This window comes from Pseudoalteromonas sp. A601 (assembly GCF_002165575.1).
In the GTDB taxonomy this organism is placed as follows: Bacteria; Pseudomonadota; Gammaproteobacteria; order Enterobacterales; family Alteromonadaceae; genus Pseudoalteromonas.
In genome coordinates this window covers 1-24,393 of sequence record NZ_MXQF01000018.1, presented here as the reverse complement: position 1 = coordinate 24,393, position 24,393 = coordinate 1, and the positions used below count along the sequence as shown (strand labels likewise).

Annotated in this window: 22 protein-coding genes; 7 read left to right on the top strand and 15 right to left on the bottom strand. The window is 41.2% G+C overall.

Annotation, left to right across the window (positions count from 1 at the left end):
* Nucleotides 1–132 precede the first annotated feature (132 nt).
* Nucleotides 133–540, top strand: coding sequence for a flagellar basal body-associated protein FliL (locus B5G52_RS15090; RefSeq protein ID WP_087533472.1), 408 nt, complete (start codon nt 133–135; stop codon nt 538–540).
* On the opposite strand, the gene glpG is transcribed toward B5G52_RS15090, so the two are convergent.
* From glpG to B5G52_RS15060, 6 genes are all read right to left on the bottom strand, one after another.
* On the bottom strand, nt 521–1,348 hold the full coding sequence (gene glpG, locus B5G52_RS15085; RefSeq protein WP_087533471.1) for a rhomboid family intramembrane serine protease GlpG: 828 nt from the start codon (nt 1,346–1,348) through the stop codon (nt 521–523). The genes B5G52_RS15090 and glpG overlap by 20 nt on opposite strands.
* Nucleotides 1,345–1,662: a thiosulfate sulfurtransferase GlpE gene (gene glpE / locus B5G52_RS15080; protein ID WP_087533470.1), complete on the bottom strand. Its 318-nt coding sequence runs from the start codon at nt 1,660–1,662 to the stop codon at nt 1,345–1,347. Before glpE ends, glpG begins: the two co-directional genes overlap by 4 nt.
* 74 nt (nt 1,663–1,736) lie before the next feature.
* The gene (gene tdh / locus B5G52_RS15075) at nt 1,737–2,762 is read right to left on the bottom strand and encodes an L-threonine 3-dehydrogenase (protein ID WP_087533543.1); all 1,026 of its coding nucleotides are present in this window, start codon (nt 2,760–2,762) and stop codon (nt 1,737–1,739) included.
* Nucleotides 2,763–2,811: 49 nt separating this feature from the next.
* Nucleotides 2,812–4,008: a glycine C-acetyltransferase gene (locus B5G52_RS15070; RefSeq protein WP_087533469.1), complete on the bottom strand. Its 1,197-nt coding sequence runs from the start codon at nt 4,006–4,008 to the stop codon at nt 2,812–2,814.
* Nucleotides 4,009–4,163: 155 nt separating this feature from the next.
* Nucleotides 4,164–4,712: a D-glycero-beta-D-manno-heptose 1,7-bisphosphate 7-phosphatase gene (gmhB, locus tag B5G52_RS15065; protein ID WP_087533468.1), complete on the bottom strand. Its 549-nt coding sequence runs from the start codon at nt 4,710–4,712 to the stop codon at nt 4,164–4,166.
* The gene (locus tag B5G52_RS15060) at nt 4,712–5,788 is read right to left on the bottom strand and encodes a glycosyltransferase family 9 protein (protein WP_176372562.1); all 1,077 of its coding nucleotides are present in this window, start codon (nt 5,786–5,788) and stop codon (nt 4,712–4,714) included. Before B5G52_RS15060 ends, gmhB begins: the two co-directional genes overlap by 1 nt.
* A 127-nt stretch (nt 5,789–5,915) precedes the next feature.
* Here B5G52_RS15060 and B5G52_RS15055 point away from each other — a divergent pair, with 127 nt between their 5' ends.
* Complete coding sequence (locus tag B5G52_RS15055; RefSeq protein ID WP_087533466.1) at nt 5,916–6,644, top strand: 3-deoxy-D-manno-octulosonic acid kinase; 729 nt, start codon at nt 5,916–5,918, stop codon at nt 6,642–6,644.
* On the opposite strand, the gene hldE is transcribed toward B5G52_RS15055, so the two are convergent.
* From hldE to B5G52_RS15040, 3 genes are all read right to left on the bottom strand, one after another.
* Nucleotides 6,634–8,073: a bifunctional D-glycero-beta-D-manno-heptose-7-phosphate kinase/D-glycero-beta-D-manno-heptose 1-phosphate adenylyltransferase HldE gene (gene hldE / locus B5G52_RS15050; RefSeq protein ID WP_087533465.1), complete on the bottom strand. Its 1,440-nt coding sequence runs from the start codon at nt 8,071–8,073 to the stop codon at nt 6,634–6,636. The genes B5G52_RS15055 and hldE overlap by 11 nt on opposite strands.
* Nucleotides 8,073–8,663, bottom strand: coding sequence for an SIS domain-containing protein (locus B5G52_RS15045; protein ID WP_087533464.1), 591 nt, complete (start codon nt 8,661–8,663; stop codon nt 8,073–8,075). The genes hldE and B5G52_RS15045 overlap by 1 nt, the downstream gene beginning before the upstream one ends.
* A gap of 61 nt (nt 8,664–8,724) precedes the next feature.
* Entirely contained in the window at nt 8,725–10,179 is a 1,455-nt protein-coding gene (locus tag B5G52_RS15040) for a capsule assembly Wzi family protein (protein ID WP_087533463.1), read from the bottom strand.
* A 153-nt stretch (nt 10,180–10,332) separates the two neighbouring features.
* Between B5G52_RS15040 and waaA the strand changes: the two genes are divergently transcribed.
* Both waaA and B5G52_RS15030 read left to right on the top strand, forming a co-directional pair.
* Nucleotides 10,333–11,595 (top strand): lipid IV(A) 3-deoxy-D-manno-octulosonic acid transferase, encoded by a 1,263-nt coding sequence (gene waaA / locus B5G52_RS15035; RefSeq protein WP_087533462.1) that lies wholly within the window; start codon nt 10,333–10,335, stop codon nt 11,593–11,595.
* Nucleotides 11,592–12,152: a DUF1415 domain-containing protein gene (locus B5G52_RS15030; protein ID WP_087533461.1), complete on the top strand. Its 561-nt coding sequence runs from the start codon at nt 11,592–11,594 to the stop codon at nt 12,150–12,152. The genes waaA and B5G52_RS15030 overlap by 4 nt, the downstream gene beginning before the upstream one ends.
* A gap of 36 nt (nt 12,153–12,188) precedes the next feature.
* On the opposite strand, the gene B5G52_RS15025 is transcribed toward B5G52_RS15030, so the two are convergent.
* The 4 genes from B5G52_RS15025 to purL all read right to left on the bottom strand — a co-directional run bounded on the left by B5G52_RS15025 (nt 12,189) and on the right by purL (nt 19,207).
* Nucleotides 12,189–12,524 carry a YdbL family protein gene (locus B5G52_RS15025; RefSeq protein WP_087533460.1) on the bottom strand — a complete coding sequence of 112 codons (336 nt, stop codon included), beginning with the start codon at nt 12,522–12,524 and terminating at the stop codon, nt 12,189–12,191.
* A 9-nt stretch (nt 12,525–12,533) separates the two neighbouring features.
* A complete protein-coding gene (locus B5G52_RS15020; RefSeq protein WP_087533459.1) occupies nt 12,534–12,716 on the bottom strand; it encodes a YnbE family lipoprotein in 183 nt (60 codons plus the stop codon).
* A complete protein-coding gene (locus tag B5G52_RS15015; RefSeq protein WP_087533458.1) occupies nt 12,709–15,150 on the bottom strand; it encodes a YdbH domain-containing protein in 2,442 nt (813 codons plus the stop codon). Before B5G52_RS15015 ends, B5G52_RS15020 begins: the two co-directional genes overlap by 8 nt.
* A gap of 172 nt (nt 15,151–15,322) precedes the next feature.
* Complete coding sequence (purL, locus tag B5G52_RS15010; protein WP_087533542.1) at nt 15,323–19,207, bottom strand: phosphoribosylformylglycinamidine synthase; 3,885 nt, start codon at nt 19,205–19,207, stop codon at nt 15,323–15,325.
* Nucleotides 19,208–19,417: 210 nt separating this feature from the next.
* Here purL and mltF point away from each other — a divergent pair, with 210 nt between their 5' ends.
* Together mltF and B5G52_RS22085 are read left to right on the top strand one after the other, a co-directional pair.
* Nucleotides 19,418–20,899 (top strand): membrane-bound lytic murein transglycosylase MltF, encoded by a 1,482-nt coding sequence (gene mltF / locus B5G52_RS15005; RefSeq protein ID WP_087533457.1) that lies wholly within the window; start codon nt 19,418–19,420, stop codon nt 20,897–20,899.
* A 115-nt stretch (nt 20,900–21,014) separates the two neighbouring features.
* Nucleotides 21,015–21,182 carry a hypothetical protein gene (locus tag B5G52_RS22085; protein ID WP_176372560.1) on the top strand — a complete coding sequence of 56 codons (168 nt, stop codon included), beginning with the start codon at nt 21,015–21,017 and terminating at the stop codon, nt 21,180–21,182.
* Here B5G52_RS22085 and tadA read toward each other — a convergent pair.
* Nucleotides 21,179–21,682 (bottom strand): tRNA adenosine(34) deaminase TadA, encoded by a 504-nt coding sequence (tadA, locus tag B5G52_RS15000; protein WP_087533456.1) that lies wholly within the window; start codon nt 21,680–21,682, stop codon nt 21,179–21,181. The two genes, B5G52_RS22085 and tadA, sit on opposite strands and share 4 nt — an antisense overlap.
* 180 nt (nt 21,683–21,862) lie before the next feature.
* On the opposite strand from tadA, the gene B5G52_RS14995 reads away from it, so the two are divergent.
* Nucleotides 21,863–23,167 (top strand): inosine/guanosine kinase, encoded by a 1,305-nt coding sequence (locus B5G52_RS14995; protein WP_087533455.1) that lies wholly within the window; start codon nt 21,863–21,865, stop codon nt 23,165–23,167.
* 8 nt (nt 23,168–23,175) lie between these two features.
* On the opposite strand, the gene glsB is transcribed toward B5G52_RS14995, so the two are convergent.
* Complete coding sequence (gene glsB, locus B5G52_RS14990) at nt 23,176–24,099, bottom strand: glutaminase B (protein ID WP_087533454.1); 924 nt, start codon at nt 24,097–24,099, stop codon at nt 23,176–23,178.
* Nucleotides 24,100–24,393 lie beyond the last annotated feature (294 nt).

Below are 24,393 nucleotides of genomic sequence, written 5' to 3'. Positions count from 1 at the left end.
AAATGATAACACTGCCTAAGCTATGGAAAAAGTAATTGAAGATATTCAATAACAAATAGCTGATTCAGCCTGTATATTAATCAGTATTACGTATAAACTGTTAACATGAAATATGGATCACCCCACTTACTTATGAAAAAAGCGCTTTACTCAGGTATCTTAATAGTTACATTGTCATTTAGTTTATTAGCAAGCTTTAGCAGTCGTGCAGAGTCTACCGTGGGCTACTTTGGTTTTGAGCCCGATATAATTGCCAATTACATCGCGCAAAATAACAAAAAGTTAGGGTATGTCCGTGTAACTGTAGATTTAATGCTGACAGACATGGCAAACATTGCAGTTGTTGAACATCATACACCACTGCTACGCGATGCGCTGGTAGAGATTTTATCGAAAGAGCCTGAAGAAAATATTAAATCACTCACAGGGCGTGAAGAGATTCGTAAACGCTGTGCTGAGCGATTAAAAACCCTGCTAAAACAAGAAACAGGGCAAGAAATCATTCGCGAAGTATTATTTACTAAATACCTTTATCACTAGCGTTAAAAAACTGTGCGGTATAAGCGTAAGCCATGCCGCTAAGTAAACCACCTAAATGCGCCCAATTAGCCATATTAACAGGTAGCATATTACCAAACCCTAAAATAACCCAAATAAGCATAAAACCAATGACCGCATTACTCACCAAAGCAGGCTGCTGTGGATTGAGCGTTCTGTAAATCCAACAGTAACCCAGCAAACCATAAACTACACCACTCAAACCACCAAAGTTAGGGCCTACCATTAAATACTCAGCCCAATTACTAAACAAGGCTGTGGTTAAAAACAAACCTATTAATGTGCTTTTACCAGCAAGCTTTTCAATACCATCTCCCAGTGAGATCCACCAGATAATATTAAAAATTAAATGAATCGCACTAAAGTGCACTATCGCAGGCGTCAACCAAGTTAAAGGTTGATTGGGATTAAATTGTAAAACACCATAAATTGACTCAAAACCACCGAGTAAGAAGGCGATATAAATTCCTACACATAATAAGGTAACGGTTTGGTTGAGCCAGCTGAGTGCTTTAAAACGCTCTTTTAAATTAAGTGACTGACCTTGGTAACTAAGAGGAGATTGCGTATTACCAACTTGCCACGATGCATCTTGATAACGTACATGGTTAGGATTTTCAACAAACGCTTGCCACAAAGGTTGAGCTTGGTGAAAATGCTCAGGGGCAATACAAATAATCACATTTTGGCCATCACTTGAGCGCAATTCGCCGCTAAGCCCTTGGCTTTTTATATAGTCGATAAAACCTTGTGCCGCACGAGGATTATTAATACTGCCAAGCTCTATCATTTTTCAACTAGCTCCGGTAACTGTACTTCCCACTGTGTAAAACCGCCATCCATACTATACACATCTTCAAACCCCTGCTCAGATAAATAGTTAGCAGCACCTTGCGAACTCATACCATGATAGCAAACAATAATGATTGGCTGATCAAACTCTTTGTTCATCATAAATTCGCCAATATTCGTATTTGATAAATGCTCAGAGCCGGGAATGTGGCCTGCTTGATATGAATTAGGATCTCGAATATCTGCAATCACCACATCTTTTTTATTAAGTAGTTCTTGAGTTTGGGCGATTGAAATATGTTTAAATGCCATTGCTGCCTCTTAAAAAATTAAATAAATCAATAAAAAAGGCGGCTATAGGGCCGCCTTTTTCTATATTAGAAAAGTTAGTCCCAATTAAGGATAACTTTACCTGATTGGCCTGAAATCATCATATCAAAGCCAGCTTGGAAGTCATCAACTGAATACTGGTGAGTAATGATTGGGTCTAAATCTAGCCCTGATTGAATAAGGCTGGCCATTTTATACCAGGTCTCAAACATTTCACGACCGTAGATACCTTTGATCACTAAGCCTTTAAAAATAACTTGGTTCCAATCAACCGCCATATCTGATGGTGGAATACCGAGCATGGCAATCTTACCACCATGGTTCATATTATTTAGCATGGCATTAAATGCCGATGGCACCCCTGACATTTCAAGACCAATATCAAACCCTTCGGTCATACCCAGATCAGTCATTACATCTTCTAGCTTTTCGCTTGCAACATTAACGGCACGAGTTGCACCCATTTTGCGAGCTAAGTCTAAGCGGTACTCATTTACATCTGTGATTACTACGTGGCGAGCACCTACGTGCTTAGCGACAGCAGCCGCCATGATCCCTATTGGACCTGCACCTGTTATAAGTACGTCTTCACCCACTAAATCGAATGACAACGCAGTATGAACAGCGTTACCAAACGGGTCGAAAATTGATGCAAGCTCGTCGCTAATGTTATCTGGAATTTTAAATGCATTGAATGCTGGGATCACTAAGTACTCAGCGAATGCCCCTTCTCTATTCACACCTACACCGGTGGTGTTACGGCATAAATGAACACGCCCAGCGCGACAGTTACGACAATGGCCACAGGTAATATGCCCTTCGCCAGATACTCGGTCACCAACACTAAAACCACGGACTTCTTGGCCCATATCAACTACTTCACCGACATATTCATGACCTACGACCATAGGCGTAGGAATCGTGTTTTGCGCCCACTCATCCCATTTATAAATATGTACGTCAGTACCACAAATAGCCGTTTTACGAATCTTAATTAATAAATCGTTATGGCCTACTTCTGGCTTTGGTGCATCTGTCATCCAAATGCCCGGTTCTGCTTTTAATTTTGATAATGCTTTCATGATCACACACTCAATAAAAACCGCGGACATACCACGGTTTAATAATTAATTAGATAACACCCATTTCTTTACCAATGCGGGTAAAGGCTGAAATTGCCGTATCTAGCTGTTCAGTACTGTGTGCTGCTGAAATTTGCGTACGAATACGAGCCTGACCTTTTGGCACAACAGGGAATGAGAAACCAGTAACGTAAATACCCTCAGCAAGGAGTTTATCAGCCATGGCTGATGCAACTTTTGCGTCCCCTAGCATAACAGGGATGATCGCGTGGTCTTTACCTGCGCAGGTAAAGCCTACCGCTTCCATTTGTTCGCGGAAGTACTTCGCGTTTGACCATAATTTAGCACGCAGTTCACTGCCATCAGCTAGCATTTCAAGCACTTTAATTGAAGCTGTCACAATTGACGGCGCAAGCGAATTTGAGAACAAGTAAGGGCGCGAGCGTTGACGTAACCATTCAACAATTTCTTTTTTACCTGAAGTATAACCACCTGATGCTCCACCAAGGGCTTTACCTAAAGTACCTGTAATAATATCAACACGATCTAACACGCCGCAGTACTCTGGTGTGCCTTTACCGTTTTCACCGACAAAGCCCACAGCGTGAGAGTCATCAACCATCACTAATGCGTCATATTTATCCGCTAAGTCACACACAGCTTCTAAATTACAAATAACGCCATCCATTGAGAACACGCCATCTGTTGCGATGAGCTTAGTTTTAGCACCCGCTTCATCCGCTGCAATTAATTGCTTTTCAAGATCGGCCATATCGTTGTTAGCATAACGGAAACGTTTGGCTTTACATAAACGCACACCATCAATGATTGAAGCATGGTTTAAAGAGTCTGAGATGATAGCGTCTTCTGGGCCTAAGATAGTTTCAAATAAGCCTGCATTGGCATCAAAACAAGATGAATATAAAATTGTATCTTCAGTTTCTAAAAACTCACTAATTTTTTGTTCCAATGTTTTGTGAATATCTTGAGTACCACAAATAAAACGTACTGACGCAACACCAAAACCATGCTCATCAAGACCATGTTGTGCGGCTGCAATTAGCTCAGGGCTATTAGCTAAGCCTAAGTAATTATTGGCACAAAAGTTAATAACTTTATCACCAGAGGCAACTTGAATTTGTGCTTGTTGTTGCGAGGTGATCACTCGCTCACTTTTATACAGACCTTCGGCTTTTACTTCATCAATTTGTTGCTGAAGTTGGCTAAAAAATGCAGATTCTCTCATCTGAAATCTCCAAATAATTGAACGGGTAATCAAGCGTAAATTTAATCGCCGATCACGAATTGTGGCTATTGTAAAAGTTTAGCCAACTAAATGCACTGTTTGTAGTTCATCGCATAAATTGAGACTGACAACTTAAGCTGCCAGTTTATATTTAGCTACAACAGTAATGCGGGTAAATCAGCTAAAGAGTCACAGATATGATCTGCCGCTGCTATAGCACAGGCATCACATGCTTGGCCTGAACGTACAAGTACTTTAGTTGCAATATTCGCATTACTTGCGGCTTGCATATCACTGAGCTTATCACCCACCATAATACTTTGCTTAGAATCAATATGATGATCATCAATACCTTGTAGCAACATCCCAGGTGCAGGCTTGCGGCAATGACATTCTTTTAGATATTCAGCAAGTGCTTTTTTTGGGTGATGAGGGCAAAAATAAATCCCACTGACAGTGACATCATGCTCTGCAAATTGCGCTACGACCCAGTTGCTTAACGCATGAAAATCAGCCTCTGTATAATAACCTCGCCCTATTCCTGATTGATTGGTCACAATAATTAATTTATAGCCTGCATCAACAAACGCCTTACAGGCAGAAAATACGCCGTCGACAAATTCAAACTTCTCAGGTTCATACACATAACCATGATCAACATTAACAACACCATCACGGTCTAAAAAAAGCGCTTTATTTAACATTAGCAAACCTTAGTTGCGAGCAACTGCTCTTTTTTAACGACTAGATCAAACATTAATGTTACGTCTTCAACGGTTATCTGGGCCATTAAATCACTCCCTTTAACCCGTGTACCCCAAGCAACTTGCTCAGCGGTTTTACCCATTTGCTGTAATAAATTTTGATGATAAACCTCAACCACATAATTTTGGTACAAATATGGTCCTGTACGTTTTGGGTTTGAATGGGCATATAAACCAATAACAGGCGTACCAACGGTGACAGCCATATGAGCAGGCCCGGTATCAGGCGCGAGCACCAATGCAGCACGCTTAAGAACACAGAGTAATTGTTTGAGTTTTGTTTTGCCGACTAAATTTAATATAGGTGCGTTAGTGTAGCTAATTATTTGCTCGCTCAGTTCGATTTCAAGCTCAGTTGGACCACCCGAGATCACAACTTGAAACCCTTGGCGATCAGCATGTTCTGCAAGAGCTGCATATCGCTCAGGTAACCAATTACGTTCTTTTTTACTCGCAGCTGGCGATATCACAAAAATAGGGCTGGCAAGACGCTCTGCCCCGAGTAACTCATCAGCGACGATTTGATCTTGTTCTGTCACTGGCATAGCCCAGCTAGGTTGGTAGTCAGGTACACCTATCGCTTTAGCAAACCCTTTAAAACCTTCAAGTACATGTGCTTGTGGCTCTGCCTCTATACGTTTGTTTATAAATAAGCTATGGAGCTCTTTAGCACGGGCCCAGTCAAACCCAACTTTAATCTTTGCCGGAATACAGCGTGCGACGAGGTTTGCGCGTAAAGCGACTTGCATGTGTAAGAGCACATCAAATTTGCGGCCTTTAAATTGCTGCTTTAACTGCTCAAATGCTTGCTTGCCCTGTTTTTTATCAAACACAACAAGCTCTACGCCTGGTAAATCAGCCAATAGCATGGCTTCTATTTTACCCATCACCCAGGTAATTTTAGCATTAGGATGTGCTTTTTGAATTGCTTGGACCGCAGAAACCGCATGGCATACATCACCAATTGCTGAAAGTCGTAAAATACAGATATCTGAATAGTTTGCAGTCTGGCTCACAGGCATTGTTCACTTTATTATTAACGAGAGCTTGATCTTAAATTAACCACTCACTATTGCAAGTACTTATGCTTGGCATTAAAACGCGTTAAGATACCGTTATTGCCTGCTACAAAGTATATTTGCCATGTTTAATCAACAAGTAATCAACCAACACATTATTCTGAGCCACCCAGAGTACAGCGCTCAAATTAGCCTAAATTGGTTTGATGCAGAATATTGGCAACAGCAAGAAAAGATAGTCGGCAGTAAAAAAGGCCGAGCTACCGCATGGTTTTTTTGTCATAAAGAATTAACAGCCGTGCTAAGACACTATTGGCGCGGCGGTTTAGTAGGTAAAGTTTTAAGCGATCAATACTTGTACCTTGGCCTTGAAAAGACCCGCGTTTATCAAGAGTTTGCTTTGATGATGAAGCTTTGTGAAATGGGCCTCAACGTACCAAAACCCATTACTGCAAAAATTACTCAGCACGGTTTAATCTACCGCGGCGATATTATCACTCAAGCAATAGAGGGTGCACAAAGCTTACTAGATGTATTAAAAAAGCGTGCTTTAACAGCTGATGAGTTAACAATGATTGGCAACACCATCGCACAGTTCCATAACTTAGGTGTTTATCATGCAGATTTAAACATTAATAACATCTTATTCGACAATACGGGCGCTGTGTATATTATTGATTTCGATAGAGGTGAGATAAAACCTGTTCAAAAGCAGTGGCAGCAAGCGAATATATCGCGTTTACTACGCTCGTTTGAAAAAGAGCATGGCCGTAACCAGGTAATGCATTGGCAACAAAGCGACTGGCAGCAATTAAGTACTGCGTACCAGTCATCCCTTAAGCCTAAGATTTAATTTTGCTGATCACTTTAGAGGTTGAGCAACCGTCTAAAAACTCCAGCACTTCGACCTTACCACCATGGCGTAATACGTGTTCAGCACCCGCGATTTGCTCTACGGTGTAATCCCCGCCTTTAACCAAAATATCAGGGCTGATCTTTTCGATTAATTTTGCCGGCGTGTCATCTTCATCAATGCTGCCAAACGGAATGACCCAATCAACTGATGCTAATGCACTCAGTACCATTGCACGCTCATCAAGCGGGTTAATAGGTCTTTGTGGACCTTTCAAACGTGCAATAGACTCATCATTATTTAAACCAACCACTAAACGATCGCCTCGAGCTTTTGCTTGCGCCAAGTAACGGACATGACCTGCATGTAAAATATCAAAACAGCCATTGGTAAACACAATTGTTTCACCATTTTGTTTTGCAAATTCAATATGCTGCAATACATCATCAAATGGTGTTTGGTAATGCTCACCATTTTTTTGTAAGTACTGACCAAGTTTACGACTCAACTCTTCAGGGGAAACTGTTGCGGCGCCAAGCTTACTAACAGCAATGCCTGCTGCAAGGTTAGCAACTTCAACCGCATCTTTTGGCTGCATACCCGCTCCAAGCATTACCGCAAGCGTTGCGATAACCGTATCGCCAGCGCCTGTTACATCACTGACTTCAAGCTGCTGCGCCGAATAATCGTACTTTTCATTTGCGCTTATCAGTGACATACCTTGCTCTGAACGAGTAAGGAGCATAGCTGCAACACCGGCATCTTTTATTAGTTGGCGCGCGCTGTCGGTTAAACTTTGCTCTGAATCAGTTTGGCCACCAGCGAGCTTAAACTCATTTAAGTTTGGTGTAATATAGTCAGCACCACGGTACTGATTTAAATCTGATGATTTAGGGTCAATAAGAACCGTTTTACCTGCCGCTTTAACCACTTGAATCATTTTTTGAATTAAGCTCAACGAGCCTTTATCGTAATCTGAAAAAAGCACAAAATCATACTGTTCTAAAACAAGTTTTAAGCGATTTAACAATAATTGGCTGTGCTGCTCGGTAAATTTTTCTTCTAAATCTAATCGAACGACTTGTTGGTGGCGACTAATAACACGCATTTTAGAAATAGTGGGTAAATCACACACACTGACTAGCTGCGAATCAATACGTTCATCATTTAAAATGCTTTCGAGGATTTGACCACTTTCATCCTCGCCAATTAAACCAAGCAAACCAACTTTACCGTCTAGCCGAGCAATATTTTTAGCCACATTGGCTGCGCCACCGGCTTTGTCTTCAAACTTACTCACCTTAACAATCGGCACCGGGGCTTCTGGCGATATACGCCCTGAATCACCATGCCAATAGCGGTCCAACATGACATCGCCAACCACCAATACCTTTGCGTTAGATAAATTTTTAAGTAACCCTAAATCCATTACTCTTGCCCCGCAACAACCATATCGATGGCTTCACATAACCAATGACCAATAAACATATGCGCTTCTTGGATGCGAGCTGTTTCATCATCTTTTATAATAATTGGCAATTTTGCGATATCTTTAACTTTGCCACCATCACGACCTGTCAATGCAACAGTGTAAGCACCTATTTCATTTGCTGCTGCCAATGCCAAATTAATATTAGCGCTGGTACCTGACGTTGTTAAACCAATGACTAAATCTTCAGGCTTGCAGAGTGCTTGTACTTGGCGTTCAAACACGGTATCAAAATGATAGTCGTTGCTATGCGCCGTCAAAATCGAAGTATCTGTTGTAAGTGCAATGGATGCCAAAGGGCCACGCTCTAATTTATAACGTACCACAAATTCTGCGGCTAAATGCTGTGCATCAGCGGCACTACCACCATTACCAAACCAGACTACTTTGCCGCCCGCTTGTAACACGCTGTGGCATACTTCAAGTAACTGCATTACTTGTGGGTGATACGTCTCCATTGTCTCAAACAAGGCTTGATGACGGGTTAAGCTTTCAAGATAGCTATCTGCAACTGAGTCAGTGTTAGACATAATTATTTCTCTCAAATTTATTGCGGTATTTTAATTACTTAAAAACAATTAAGACTATTAATTACCAAAAAAGTGCCACCGATAACCATGTATAGTCATCACCGAATACATCTTCGCCATACGTTAGCGTAGTTTCAATATTATAGTCTTGCCATTGTCGGTTATTACTAAGTTGTAGTTCAATAGCTTGTTCATATTGCCCACTAACTGCACCGACATGATTTATATAGCCGCTTTCATTCTCAATTATCGTCAGTTTTGCACGCCAAAGTGATTCAAATGTATCGGCGTAGGCCACCTCTAAACTATGAATATCAGAAGGTACACCATCATTAAATTTACGTTGGTCTGCAGCGTAATGGCCGATAACAAAGCCATCCTTAGTATTCCCACTAGCAGGAAAAATATAGTTTTTATACCACAAGCTATGCATACTAGTGTATTCATAACGCAGCGCTAGTTCGTCTGTTAATTTAGGTAAAAAAATACCTAAATTATATAATATGTTACCAAATTCATAGTTTTTATGGCCTTTCGTATCCTCACCGCCATATTCAAAATACAGCTCGGTTGGCATCCCCCAATTAAAGTTAACTGTGCTGGTTATCGAAGCAAATTGATCGCCTAACTCATTATCTGGGCCACCAGCAAGTTTGCTGTTATCATTACCAGCAGGATCAAAAAAAGCTTTAAATACATCCCCAGCACTTACTTCGCGAGGACCGCCACCAAACTGCATCATGCGGTTTAAACCTATTTTCCAACCGCTTACAGGTTCAATACTAATATGTGTACCAGCTAGTTTTGGCGTGCCATCATGTAGTTCACCTTGATATAAAATACCTTTTTCAACATGCTCAAGCTCAGAGTAATAAAGCTCAAAATCAAAGTTCCACCAATTATGCGCTGGCGCCACCATACCTAATGAAATTGATGGCGAGGTACGGGCATTGGTTGAGATTATTTGCGCTGATTGCTTAAACGGTGAAAACCAATGTTCCTTATAGCCAATATTTAGCTGTAAGTCGTCACCTGCAAAACTAATAAAACTATTATAGTTGGTAAATTTATTCTGTTTGGCGCGGTAATCGGCGCCAACTTGCATTAGCATGTAATCGTTCGGTCGCCAAATACCTTCAAAAAATACCTGCCCCCATTCATCAGAGCTAACTCCACGTTGATTGGCAAGTTTTACTGTTTTATCACCATCCACTGTGAGTTTTACACCGACACGGGTGATATTATCAGTGCCTTGGTAAGGCTTTATTTTAGCACGAATTGCACTTACTAAAGCCGGCTGTGTAGCTTGTAATTTACTTAACGCAGCCTCAACTTCTGTAAGACGATATGGCTTAGCCATCGGCGTGCCCGATGTTAATGCAAATAAGGTATCTAGTTGGTGATCAAGCTGCGCATCCATGCCAATTGGTAAATAAGCCGTGGGGCTAGCTATAGTTGGAAACGCACCAGCTAAAAAACTGGCTACGACTGCAGCTTTGATAAATTTGAATTCCATAACATCACACATTTTCTAATAAGTGGCCAAATATTACCAAATTAGGGCAAACTAAACACTCAAAACTCTCTCAAATAACGCTTTTTAACAATTTCATATTTAGCTTATTAGGTATCCACGTTATTATGACCCTTTATTATTTGAGGCTTAAAAATGGCACGCTTTTGTTATTCGCTTATTCTTTATCTATTAAGCCCACTAATTATTTTTTATCTATATGCAATAAGGGGTAAAAAAAATCAGGCCTATCGCCATCAATTTACTGAGCGCTTTGGGTTTGTAAAAGCTAACAAGGCTTCTCCTTTGCTCATTCACTGTGCCTCGGTGGGTGAAGTGCTTGCTGCGACACCTTTAATAAAGCAACTACAATCGCAGCACCCAGAGTTAGCAATTATTATCACCTGTAATACTCCTACAGGTCGTGAGCAGATAAAAAATAACTTTAAAGACTCCGTACAAGCACTTTACTTGCCACTTGACTTACCATTGGCAACAGCCCGTTTTTTAAAGAATATACAACCGCAAGCACTGTGTATTTTAGAAACTGAACTTTGGCCAAACTTAATGGCGCAGTGCCTAAATAAAGATATTCCAGTATTAGTATTAAACGCGCGTTTATCGGCAAAATCACAGCAAGGTTATAATAAAATAAAGCCACTAACCCGAGTAATAATGAGCTCAATAACACGCCTTGCAAGTCATAACCAACAAGATGCACAGCGCTTTATTGAGCTCGGCTTAACGCCTGATAAAGTAGTCGTAACTGGCTCAATTAAATTTGATATTCAATCAAACACAGAGCAACTTGAAAAAGTGTCTGAATTGAAGGCACTTTATAATCAGCAACGCTTTATCTGGGTCGCAGGCTCTACTCACCCAATTGAGCATGGGCTAATTTTACAAGTTCACTCACATTTACTAACACAGTTCCCTGATGCATTATTGGTTATTGCTCCACGCCATCCAGAACAATTTAATAAAGTTGCCGACCTATTAACTGACTCCTCTCTTACATTTAGCCGCAGGAGCGAAGGTAATTATGCTAATGAGCAAGTATTATTAGCGGATACCTTAGGTGAATTACAGTGCCTCTACGGGATGGCTAAAGTAAGTTATATTGGAGGCAGTTTAATTGAGCGTGGTGGTCATAACCCGCTCGAAGCAGCTGCATTTTCTGTTGGAGCAATAGCCGGCCCGCATACCTATAATTTTAACCATGTTTACCCAGAGTTAATAGCACTTGGCGGCTGCATACAAGTTAAAAGTAGCGACGAACTCTATAAACAACTTTGCTTATATGCAAACAAACCTCAATTATGTGAAGCACTCGGTATACAGGCCAATAAATGCCTAATGAGTAACCAAGGCGCTATTGCAAATACACTCACCATAATTAATCAGTATATTAAATCATGAACAATCAAACCGTCACGTTAGCAGAACTACAAACTCGTCAGTGGGTCTCAAATGTTATCGTCAAATACAACTTCTGCCCGTTTGCTCGTAAAGAGGTCGAGAATAACTGTATTCATTATTTTACCAGCCAAAGTATTAGCATCGATGATGCGGTAATGGAAATGCTTGAACAGTGCAATCAACTTAATTGCTTAGCTGAACGTGAAACAGCACTTATCATGTTTGAACAAGGCTTTAGTGATTTTGAAGAGTTTTTAGATTTAGTAGATTTAGCTAATGCTTTACTCGTTGCACAGGGATTTGAAGGTAAATACCAAATAGCGAATTTTCACCCTGATTATGTATTCGCTGATAGCGATGAAAGCGATGCCGCTAATTATACTAACCGAGCTCCTTTCCCCACGTTGCATTTAATACGTGAAGCAAGCATGAGCGCGGCGTTAGATGAATATAATGAGCCAGAGTCAATCCCTGAACACAATATCAATTTAGCACGCCGTAAAGGCATCGATTTTTGGCAAGCCTTATTAGAGAACTGTAAAAAACCGAGCATGTAAGCTCGGTTTTTAATGCCCTTGAGTAATGCGCTGAGTTTATTTTTTAACCCACTCACCATTTACTTCAACAAAGTGCCCTTCTTGGGTTTTTTCTATGGTTTTCGCTGCTGCCAGCGCTTCTACTTGAGCAAGTGACAAATTGTTCTTTTTCGCAAGTTTTAAATACTGTGCTTTACGCTTAGCGTTAATTTCATCAACAACCGCTTTCGCCTCTGCATTTTGTACGACCAAACCTAAATAACCTGAGCTGTCTTCACCAACAAGCCCTTGATTTTTTGCATCATCTAACGTGAGTGCCCAAGCAGAAAATGACAAGAAAACGGCACTTAAAAGTGTGACCACATTTAACTTTTTATTTTTTAATAAACTCATAATTGCTCCTTAGAATAATTCACTGTCATCGCCAAATAGATCATCCAGCTCTTTATCAACTTTCACTCGAATTTCATGATCAACCTTAACATTTAAGTTAATGGTGATAGGCTCTTTCGCCGCCACTTCAACACGGTGCGTACATGCACTAAGTAACCCCAGCGCTGTAAGTATTACCAGCCATTTAGTCATTTTTAGTTCCTTTTGTTGAATACTCTTGTTCAACTTTTTGAGTAATCTCATCACTTAAGCGTAGTGCTCTTAAGAGTGTAAATACATTTTCTTCATGGTTGTAATTAAAGTTAACCTGCTGCGCTTGCGCCTCATTGTAACCTTTTAGATTAACACCTAAATATAGCCAACCATCTGGCTTTAAATCGACACTGCTTTTTAAACCTTGAATGTCTAAGTCTTCCAATAAGCTTAAAATAGGGCTCAGCTCTTGTTGCTGTGCTTTAACTGCATCAAAAGCAGCGTTATCAGTAATAATTAGTTTACCTGTCCCTTGGTTTGATAACTCACCCGACCTTACTGAAACACCTTGTTGATCCAAGTAAACAGGTAAACGCCCATTCACTCTACCAGTTAATGTAATACCTGATTTATCATCTAAGGTTATTAATTTACTGGCATCAATATTTTCAAATGTGACCAGAGACTGCTGAGCTTCTTTAGTCACTCTGTAGCTATCCAAAGTAAAGCGACCATCTAACACATCACCACTTATTTGATAAGCGCGTGCAACTGAGTTATCAACGCTTAGATTACCTGCCACGTTACTCACAACAGCACCTGCACGTAACTCGTTTAGTTCAAATGTAGTGGGAGCCACATTAAGCTGACCTGAATCGTAACTACCGGTTAGGTGGCTGCTAAAGTGCTTCGCTAAATAATCGTTGTATAAGCCACTTAGCTGCTCTACTTGTAATATAAAGTCTGCCTGCTGCAAATTCACATCTCCGCGAACAACGCCATTAAAGCTACCGTCGGTCAGCGTTGCTAGTGGCTCAAACTGCTGTAAAACAGGGTTAAGTTTAGTCACCGCTTGCTCTGCAATTATTATCTCAAATGGATGCTCCACAGCAGATACATTGTGACTAGCTACCAATTCGATACCATCAATAAATACATGATGTGAGGCTTGCAATGCCCGACTTGGCAGGCCTTTTGAGCTTATGCGAATATTACTCAGGTTTAAAAAATCACTGTTAAATTGAGTAAGTTTAGTTTCACTGTTTAAATCCACAAATAATTCGCCAACAGCCAAACTAGAAGATGCTGATAATTGATTCTTTACACCAAGCAGTTGATATTGATCATAAGTAACTGAGCGTAATTGGCTATTTAAACTTGCGTTTATATTTTGTTTATCATCAAGTTCAGTCGTAAACTGTGCCTTGTAATCCTTTGCTGTTAATTTATCAAACTTAAGCTCAGCAAAAGCAATCTCGCTGGTTATATTCGCATTTTGCTGAAGTTGTAAAACATTCGCTATTTTAAATTGACCTGTGCTTGTTAACTTTTGAGCTGATGCAGGTAAAAAACCAGGGAGTTCATCAACGCTTAATTGGTAATCCCCATTTATAGCCAAGTTATTCAAAGCTGCATTTACTGCTATATGTTCAATGTCTTCACTGATAAACAACAGCTTAATATCGCCTTTGACTTGCTCTAATGGCTGCTGAATATTGATTGCTAGGTTGGTCAGGCTGAGCTTCGCGTCACTATTTTTAGCGTTAAATAACATTGACGGCATAACAAGTTGTTCATTTTCAAACTTCACTGTATCACTCAGCATGATTTGCCACTTTAAAGGTAGCTGCTTAGCTATAAATTCACGCTGTGCTGGATTATTTACTAGCGCCAAACAGTCACTGTCAAACGTTACCCAACTCGTTAATTGCTGCGCATTTAACGACGCTTTCCTATCATTTAAATGGTAGTGAGTATTTACATCACCAAAAGCATTTAGCATCACAGGGCATTGACTAAACTCTTGACTAAACTCAGTATCTATACTTGATTTTATATCAACAGATAATCCGTCAAAGGTGAATGCATGCTCACTGTTTAGTGTAAGCGCGGGTATAGGTTTTATCTTTGTTAGTAATCCATCAGTTAGATTAAAACGGCCAGTAACTTTATGATTGTTGACCGCTACCTCGGCTGTAACATCACCTGAAATCACAAATGTATTTAGCTTTTCTTCAACAACGCTAACCGCCAGTTCATCATGAAGTTGTGGGTGGGTAATTAACAGCCTTTTGATCTCAATTTTAGGCCGCCCTTTGGGTAAGTTAAGTGCCAGCTTTTTGAAGGGGTCATTACTTGATGAATCGCTCTCGCTATCATTTAAACGAAGGTTAGCACGACCAACGGTTACTTTTTTTGTATCAACCACAATACCGCCAAGCTCAATTTGATGGCCTTGGTAAGTCAGACATACTCGCGATACGTTTAAGCTAACATTTGAATTTAGTGACCAATCTAAACAATGTAACTCAACGCCAGATTGACTCAAAGAGGGGGCTATAGCCCATTGAGTTATAGACATACGAAATACATAACCCAGTGTTAAAACACTCAGTAATAAAAACACGATTCCCCATGCAATGCGTTTGATCATACTATCCTTAACTTGAACCTTGAACCTTGAACCTTGAACCTTGAACCTTGAATCTTGAATCTTGAATCTTGAATCTTGAATCTTGAATCTTGAATCTTGAACAGTGTAGACAAAAAAGGCTGCACAATGCAGCCTTTTATTTTACAACTAGATTCTGAATCTAATGTGTATATTAACCTACATTTTTACGCGCATTGCGGAACATACGCATCCAGGGGCTATCTTCGCGCCACTCATCTGGGTGCCAAGAGTTAGCTACTGCACGGAATACACGTTCAGGGTGTGGCATCATAACTGTTGCACGACCATCCGCCGATGTAATACCGGTAATACCTTCAGGCGAACCATTCGGGTTATTAGGGTACTGGGTTGTTGGGTTACCGTGGTTATCAACAAACTTAACCGCGACAGTGCCTGAATCAAGTGCCGCTTTAATGGCTGCATCATTGGCAAACTCTGCATGGCCTTCACCGTGAGAAACCGCGATAGGCATACGAGAACCCGCCATACCTTTGAAGAATACAGATGGACTCTCTTGTACTTCAACTAAACTAAAGCGTGCTTCAAAGCGCTCTGATTTATTGGTCACAAAACGTGGCCAATGCTCAGTACCAGGGATCAACTCTTTCAATGTTGATAACATCTGACAACCATTACATACACCTAAACTAAATGAATCTGAACGTTCAAAGAAGCTTTGGAATTGGTCACGAGCCATATCATTAAATAAAATTGATTTAGCCCAACCTTCACCTGCACCTAATACGTCACCGTAAGAGAAGCCACCACATGCTACTAAGCCTTTAAATTCTTCAAGGCTTAAGCGCCCTCCAAGAATATCGCTCATGTGCACATCAACCGCAGCAAAACCGGCACGGTTAAACGCCGCAGCCATTTCTAGGTGTGAGTTAACACCTTGCTCACGCAAGATAGCCATTTTAGGCTTAGCGCCAGTGGCAATGTACGGTGCTGCAACATCTTCGTTTAAGTCAAAGTTGAGTTTAACGTTCAGACCAGGGTCTTTTGCATCAAATTTGGCATCAAACTCTTGCTTAGCACAGTCTGGGTTATCACGACGCGCTTGCATTTGATAGGTTGTCTCAGCCCAAATAGTACGGAGCTCAGTGCGTGTATTACTCAGCACTGTGTTACCTTCGCGATTAAATACCACAGTATCATCGTTATTAAGTGTACCAATTTCATGGCTGATAGCAGCAATACCGTGCTCAGCAAATACCGCATTCACAGCCACTAAATCGCTATTAGCAACTTGGATAACAGCACCGAGCTCTTCGTTATAAAGTGCTTCGATATCAGAGCCCGTTAAACCATCAAGATCTACAGTTACACCGGTATGACCCGCAAATGCCATTTCAGCAACTGTGGTAAATAAGCCACCGTCTGATCGGTCATGATAAGCAAGTAACTTATTGTCAGCGACAAGTGCTTGCATTGCATTGTAGAAGCCTTTTAATAATTCAGGGCTATCAACATCTGGGGTTACATCACCAAGTTGCTTATAAACTTGCGCTAAGCTTGATGCGCCCATGCGGTTTTTACCCGCACCTAAGTCAACTAAGATTAGTGATGTTTCACCTTTATCAGTACGTAATTGTGGAGTCACAGTTTTACGTACATCATCAACGCGACCAAACGCAGTGATGATCAAAGATAGCGGCGCCGTAACTGATTTCTGCTCGCCATTTTCATCCCACTGAGTTTTCATCGACATTGAGTCTTTACCCACTGGAATAGTTAAGCCTAGCGCAGGGCAAAGCTCTTCGCCAACAGCTTTAACTGCTTCATAAAGGCCCGCATCTTCACCAGGGTGACCTGCTGCAGCCATCCAGTTTGCTGATAACTTAATATTCTCAAGACCACCAATATTAGCACACGCAATGTTGGTTAATGACTCAGCCACAGCTAATCGTGCCGATGCGCCATAGTTTAGAAGCGCTGCAGGTGTACGCTCACCGAGCGACATTGCTTCACCGTGGTAAGTATCGTAAGTTGCAGCTGTAACTGCACAGTTAGCAACAGGTACTTGCCAAGGACCAACCATCTGGTCACGCGCAACAAGACCTGTTACAGAGCGGTCACCGATGGTAATTAAGAAGGTTTTTTCTGCAATTGTTGGCAGACGCAATAAACGAGTTGCAGCTTCTGCCAAATCAATTTTGCTCGTATCAAGCGCTTCGCTCACTGCCTTTTGCGTATTCGCTTCACGGTGCATTTTAGGCGCTTTACCTAGTAACACATCAAGCGGTAAATCAACTGGATTGTTGTCAAAGTGACTATCAGCAACCGTTAAGTGGCGCTCTTCTGTCGCTTCACCGATGACAGCGTACTGCGCACGTTCGCGCTTACAAATTGCTTCAAAACGGTCAAAATCTTCAGTAGCTACAGCAAGTACATAACGTTCTTGAGATTCATTACACCAAATTTCGTGTGGTGCCATGCCTGGCTCATCATTTGGAATATCGCGTAGTTGGAATTTACCACCACGGCCACCATCATTAACAAGCTCAGGGAAAGCATTTGATAAACCGCCAGCACCCACATCGTGGATAAACGCAATTGGGTTAGCGTCACCTAGTTGCCAGCATTTATCGATAACCTCTTGGCAACGACGTTCCATTTCTGGGTTTTCACGTTGTACTGAAGCAAAGTCTAAATCTTCGTTAGATTGACCAGATGCCATTGATGAAGCAGCGCCGCCACCTAAACCAATGTTCATCGCTGGGCCACCTAAAGCGATTAACTTAGCACCAACTGGAATATCCCCTTTTTGCACATGGTCGGTACGAATATTACCTAAACCACCGGCAAGCATAATTGGCTTGTGGTAACCACGTACTTCAAATCCATTATGGCTGGTTACTTGCTCTTCATAAGTACGGAAATAACCAACTAAATTTGGACGACCAAATTCGTTATTAAATGCAGCACCACCTAATGGGCCTTCAGTCATAATATCAAGGGCATTAACAATACGAGCAGGCTTACCAAAATCAGTTTCCCAAGGTTGTTCATAACCAGGGATACGTAAGTTAGATACGGTAAAACCAACTAAACCAGCTTTTGGCTTAGAACCACGACCTGTTGCACCTTCATCACGAATTTCACCGCCAGAACCAGTAGCAGCACCAGAGAATGGCGCAATTGCAGTTGGGTGGTTATGGGTTTCAACTTTCATCAAGATTTCAATGTTTTCTTGATGGTAAGCGTATTCACCTTCAGCATTGGGGAAGAAGCGGCCTGCTTTTGAGCCCGTCATTACTGCTGCGTTATCTTTATAAGCTGATAACACATTTTCAGGGTTTTTCTCGTAGGTATTTTTAATCATTTTGAACAATGATTTAGGCTGTTCTACACCATCAATTGTCCAATCAGCATTAAATATTTTATGACGACAATGCTCTGAGTTTGCTTGTGCAAACATAAATAATTCGATGTCGTTCGGGTTACGCCCTAACTTTTGGAAGTTTTCTACCAAGTAGTCAATTTCGTCATCCGCTAATGCAAAACCTTGCTCAACGTTTGCATTGACAAGTGCTTCACGACCACCACCTAAAATGTCAACAGATGACATTTCACTAGGTGCATCAGTGCGGAATAATTGAGCCGCAGCATCAAGCGAGCTATGCGTTGCTTCAGTCATACGGTCGTGCAGCAGTGCCGCAACTTGAGCAACTTGCTCAGCGTTCAAATCACCTTCAACATAGTAAGCAATACCACGCTCTACACGGTGAACTTGCGTTAAACCACAGTTGTGCGCAATATCCGTTGCTTTTGAAGCCCATGGCGAGATAGTGCCAGGGCGTGGCGTTACTAACACCAAAGTGCCTGCGGGTGTATGTTCTGCAATCGTTGGGCCGTAGGTAAGTAACTTCTCAAGCTTAGTTTGCTCGTCACTTGACAGCTGTGCGGTTAGATCTGCAAAGTGTGCATACTCAGCGTATACATTAGTGACTGGAAGTTGCGCCTGTTGGCAACGGGCTAAAATTTTCTGAACTCTAAAATCGGAAAGTGCTGGTGCACCACGAAGGATCAACATAGGTATTTTCATCCGGGGTTAGGGATTGAACGATATTTTAGGTGGCTATTATAGTGCAAATAGCGCTTAGATTTAACTCAAAATTACGCTTTTCGTAAAATTATCTTTTCTTATATCTATGAACATGAATAAACACTATAAAACTAATCGCCAAGTGACGACCGGTTAAAGTTTTGTTATAAGAGTACTATTGGATATAAGGGGCGCATTATGATTAAACAAAAGCTAATAACAATCATTACGTTAGTAATGCTTTTGTGTGCCTGTGATATGCAACAGCAAGAATCTCAGTTAAGCCAAATAAAAACACAGAATAAAATAAGGGTTGGTACTTTAGCTGGTGCAAGCAACTATTATCAGGCAGTTCAAGGCGAGCAAGGCTTTGAGTATGAATTAGCACAAGAGTTCGCCGATCACTTAGGTGTTGAGCTTGTAATGGTGCCGTTTTTTAATTTATCTGACATGTTTTCTCGACTAGATAATGGCGATTTAGATTTAATTGCTTCAGGTTTAACTTACGATAAAACTCGTGCTCAGCGCTATCGGTTCGGACCAACTTATCGCACGATCAGCCAAAAACTTGTATATAAGCAAGGTCGAATTCGCCCAAGAGACTTTGATGACTTAACAGGTAATTTAACCGTTCTAGCTAAAAGTAGTCACTCATTAACCCTGCAACAGTTAAAACAAACTAATCCTAATTTAAAGTGGCATGAAACCGAAGACCTTGATGAAGAAGAATTATTACAAGCTGTGATTGATGGTGAGATTGATTATACACTCGCCGATTCGCACACCTTATCGCTATTTCGTCGCTACCACCCAAATTTAAGTATTGGCTTTTCCGTTACTCGCAACGACCCTATTGCTTGGCTAATGCGAAAAGACGGCGATGACTCCTTATATGCGCTGATGGTGCCTTTTTTTGGCGATGTAAAACAAAATAACCAGCTTTATGTGCTCGAAGAAAAGTACTTCGGTCATGTTCGTCAATTCAATTATGTAAACACCCTTGCCTATATTGAAGCAATAAAAGAGACTTTACCTAAATACCAACCTTGGTTTGAACAGTATGCCGGCAGTTTGGATTGGCGCTTACTTGCTGCGTTAAGTTACCAAGAGTCAATGTGGAACCCAAAAGCAAAGTCTCCCACAGGCGTACGTGGGATAATGATGCTTACTCGCAATACAGCAAAACAAGTTGGAGTTACAAACCGATTAGCGCCAGAGCAAAATATTAAAGGGGGAGCTGAGTATTTAGAAAAGCTAGTTAAACGTATTCCTGAGCGTGTTCCACAACCCGATAGAACTTGGCTTGCGCTAGCATCTTATAATATTGGTTGGGGCCATGTGAACGACGCACGTATTATTACACAACAACAAGGTGCCAGCCCCGATAAATGGGCTGATGTGAAAAAACGTTTGCCTCTATTAATCAAAAAACGTTATTACCGTAAAACTAAATATGGTTATTCTCGTGGTGATGTCGCCGTGAAATACGTTGATAACATTCGTCGTTACTATGACGCTCTAGTCTGGCTTGATGAAAATGATGCTATTAGTGAACCTGAACCGACTAAAGCGAACAGCGATATGGAACCGCCCTCTGTAACTGAGCAACAGCCCCCTACAGAAGACGACAAGGTTAAATCAACTGACAAAACAGACAGCCAAAATCAAACAAACCAGTAATAACACTAAAACAGGTAAAATATCTATTTACTTGTCATCAATTGATCACTAATGTGTGCTATCAATAAGTTATCTAAATTAACTATTTCTCACTCTCACGTATTTAGGAGAAAACATGCTTAAGCGTAGGCGTACACATTCATTTAAACGTAACGTTATTTTTTCAACCGCGACCCGCCGTAGAATTATGCTGCGCAATTTGCATAAAAAAGTTATTTGGCGACGCCGTATGTTCGCAATGCAGCAAATGTCAGAGCTAAGTGACTCAACACCTTCAAGTTAGGATTGCTGCTCTCGCTTTGCTTGCTTTAGCGCTTTAATCTCCTGACGGCGGCGTTTGAAGAACACGGAGATAGTGTCTCCACACCTATCAGCTAATATCCCTGCGGTTACCTCTACTTGATGATTTAATTTAGGTTCTTGCAATAAGTTCATAATGGAACCCGCAGATCCTGTTTTCGCATCAAAGGCCCCAAACACCAGTCGTTTTATTCGGCTATGTACCAAAAGCCCAGCACACATTGAACAAGGCTCTAACGTTACATAAAGCGTGCAATCAATTAAGCGGTAATTCTGAAGTGCCTTACCTGCTTCACGTATTGCAATCATTTCAGCATGAGCAGAGGGATCATTATCAGTGATCGAACGGTTATAACCAGCCCCAATGAGTTCGTTACCTTTAACAAGTACAGCTCCAACAGGGATTTCATTGAGCTTTTCGGCCTCTTTTGCGTACTCTAACGCTTTTTCCATCCAATACTGATCACTAAATTGCTCGTTCATTTTATTTAATCTTTCACTAATTATTGTTTTATTATACTCACTTAGAACACAAAAATGACTACCAAGCTGATTAATGACAAAAATAAAACAAATTAAAACCGCTTAACCATGGCTCAGCCTGTGTGATTTGCGCTATAATCTCCCGCTTTTTTTATTTAGCTCACAACACACGGGTAGCAAATGAAATTTCCTGGACGCCGCAGGCATAAACATTATTTTCCGGTGGAAGCCAAAGATCCACTAACGAATCAACTCAACGCCAGTGATAAGTTGCAGCGCAGCTACATCACAGGTATCGATCAAATTGTAGTTGATATCGAAGCAAAAGTTGATCAAGCTTTCCTCGATGAGTTTCAGCTGCGCCGAGGTATGTCGCAAGTAATTGATAGTGAAATCACCAATGCACTTTATGACCGCTTAAAGCTCAACGACATGATCGATTATGAGTTTGCCGGCGGTACAATTGGTAACACTATGCACAACTATTCAGTGCTTGCTGATGACCGCTCAGTACTACTGGGTGTCATGAGCGAAAACATTAAGATTGGTAGTTATGCCTATCGCTTCCTTTGTAACACCTCAAGTCGCGTCGATCTTGATTACTTGCAACCTGTTGATGGTCCAATCGGTCGCTGTTTCACTTTAATTGATGACAGCGGTGAGCGTACCTTTGCAATCAGTGCAGGATTGATGAATCACTTACGACCTGAATCTATCGATAAAGAGCTAATAGAAAACTCATCAGCTCTTGTTATCAGCGCATACTTAATGCGTACTCAAGGTAGCGAAACAATGACCGAAGCTACCATGCAAGCGGTTAAATACGCAAACGACGCTGACGTACCAGTAGTGCTAACCCTTGGTACAAAATTCTTAATTGAACAAGATCCAACTTGGTGGGCTAACTTTGTTGCTGAACATGTTGATATTCTTGCCATGAATGAAGAAGAAGGCTTTGCGATCACCGGATTTGAAGATCCACTTCTTGCTGCTGATAAAGCCCTTGACTGGGTTGATCTCGTTATTTGTACAGCAGGAGAAAAAGGCCTATTTATGGCCGGCCACGTTGACGATAAGTTCAAGCGAGAAACTGAATACCCACTTTTACCAGGTGCAATAGCAGATTTCAATCGCTATGAATTTTCACGCGCGATGCGCAAAATTGACTGTGAAAATCCAATGCGAGCTTACAGCCACACAGCCCCATTTATGGGCGGTCCTGATAGTATTAAAAATACCAATGGTGCCGGTGATTGTGCACTAGCTGCCGTACTTCATGATTTATCAGCAAATGTGTATCATAAGCTTAATGTGGGTAACTCAGCTAAACACCAGCAGCCCGCCATGACATATTCATCGCTAGCGCAAATTAGTAAGTATGCTAACCGTGCCAGCTATGAAGTATTAGTGCAACACTCTCCTCGCTTGTCACGCGGCTTGCCAGAGCGAGAAGATTGCCTAGAGCAAGTTTACTGGGAACAGTAAACTTGTGACTAGAATATAGAAATATCGAGCTTTTTAGATAGCAGCTCCAGAGCTGCTATTCCTGCCACAGAATTACCAAAGCTATTTAACCCAGGCGACCACACAGCAACGGTAAATTTATTAGGTAATACAGCTAAAATTGTACCTGATACCCCAGACTTTCCTGGCATACCAACTCGATAGCCAAAATCTCCCGCAGCATCATATAGACCACTAGTAAAGAGTAACGAATTCAATTGTTTGTTTTGCAAACTTGAAAGAACTTCTTTACCAGAGATATTATCAACCCCTTTATTTGCAAGAAAGTTATAAGCTTTTGCAAGTTCCACGCAGTTAAGTTCAATCGCACAAAAATTAAAGTACGCCCACAACACGTCATCAACTTCATTATGAAAATTGCCAAACGACTTCATTAAATGACCCATCGCAGCATTACGGTGGCGAAATTCATACTCAGAGTTAGCAACTTTCTTATCAATAACTATGGTGTCATTTCCTGACAAAGCACGAAACGTTTCAAGCATGGAATGCATAGGTGCCGATAAACGGCTGTATAAAGCATCACAAGTAACAATAGCCCCTGCATTAATAAACGGGTTACGTGGTAAGCCTTTTTCAAACTCAAGCTGCGTAAGAGAGTTAAAAGCAGTCCCTGATGGCTCTTTACCCACACGATGCCACAGCTCATCACCATAACGTTGTAGCGCCAGTGTTAGTGTCATTACCTTTGATACTGATTGTATCGTAAAGCGCTTAGAGCAATCTCCAGCGCAGAATGTCTGGCCATTGGTGGTATAAATAGCAATTGAAAATTGCTCTGCATCAACCTCAGCTAGAGCAGGAATATAATCAGCGACCTTTCCTTGAGAAAGTAATGGCTGCACCTGTGCCGCAATCTCATTTAACACTTTTTGATAATCAGAATTCACCAATATCGCTCTCACTCTCTATGTCGATAAAAATAAAATTCTAACATGATAGTTGAGATCAGTTGAGGCCATTTGTAGATAAAAATTTGTGAGCTAGTATTTTTCTGGAGGAGGAGAGTTTGATAGACAACCACCGTAAAGGTCATGCTGTTTAAAGGGATATATTGGGCTCTAAGGTTGTTGTCGCGTTCTTTTACCCGAGGGTATCAAATACTCAACTCACGCTACGGTGCATAGTTTGACGCTGTGTTGATGAGAGCTGGCGGCTTATACCAAACACATTTAATTGATGATCTA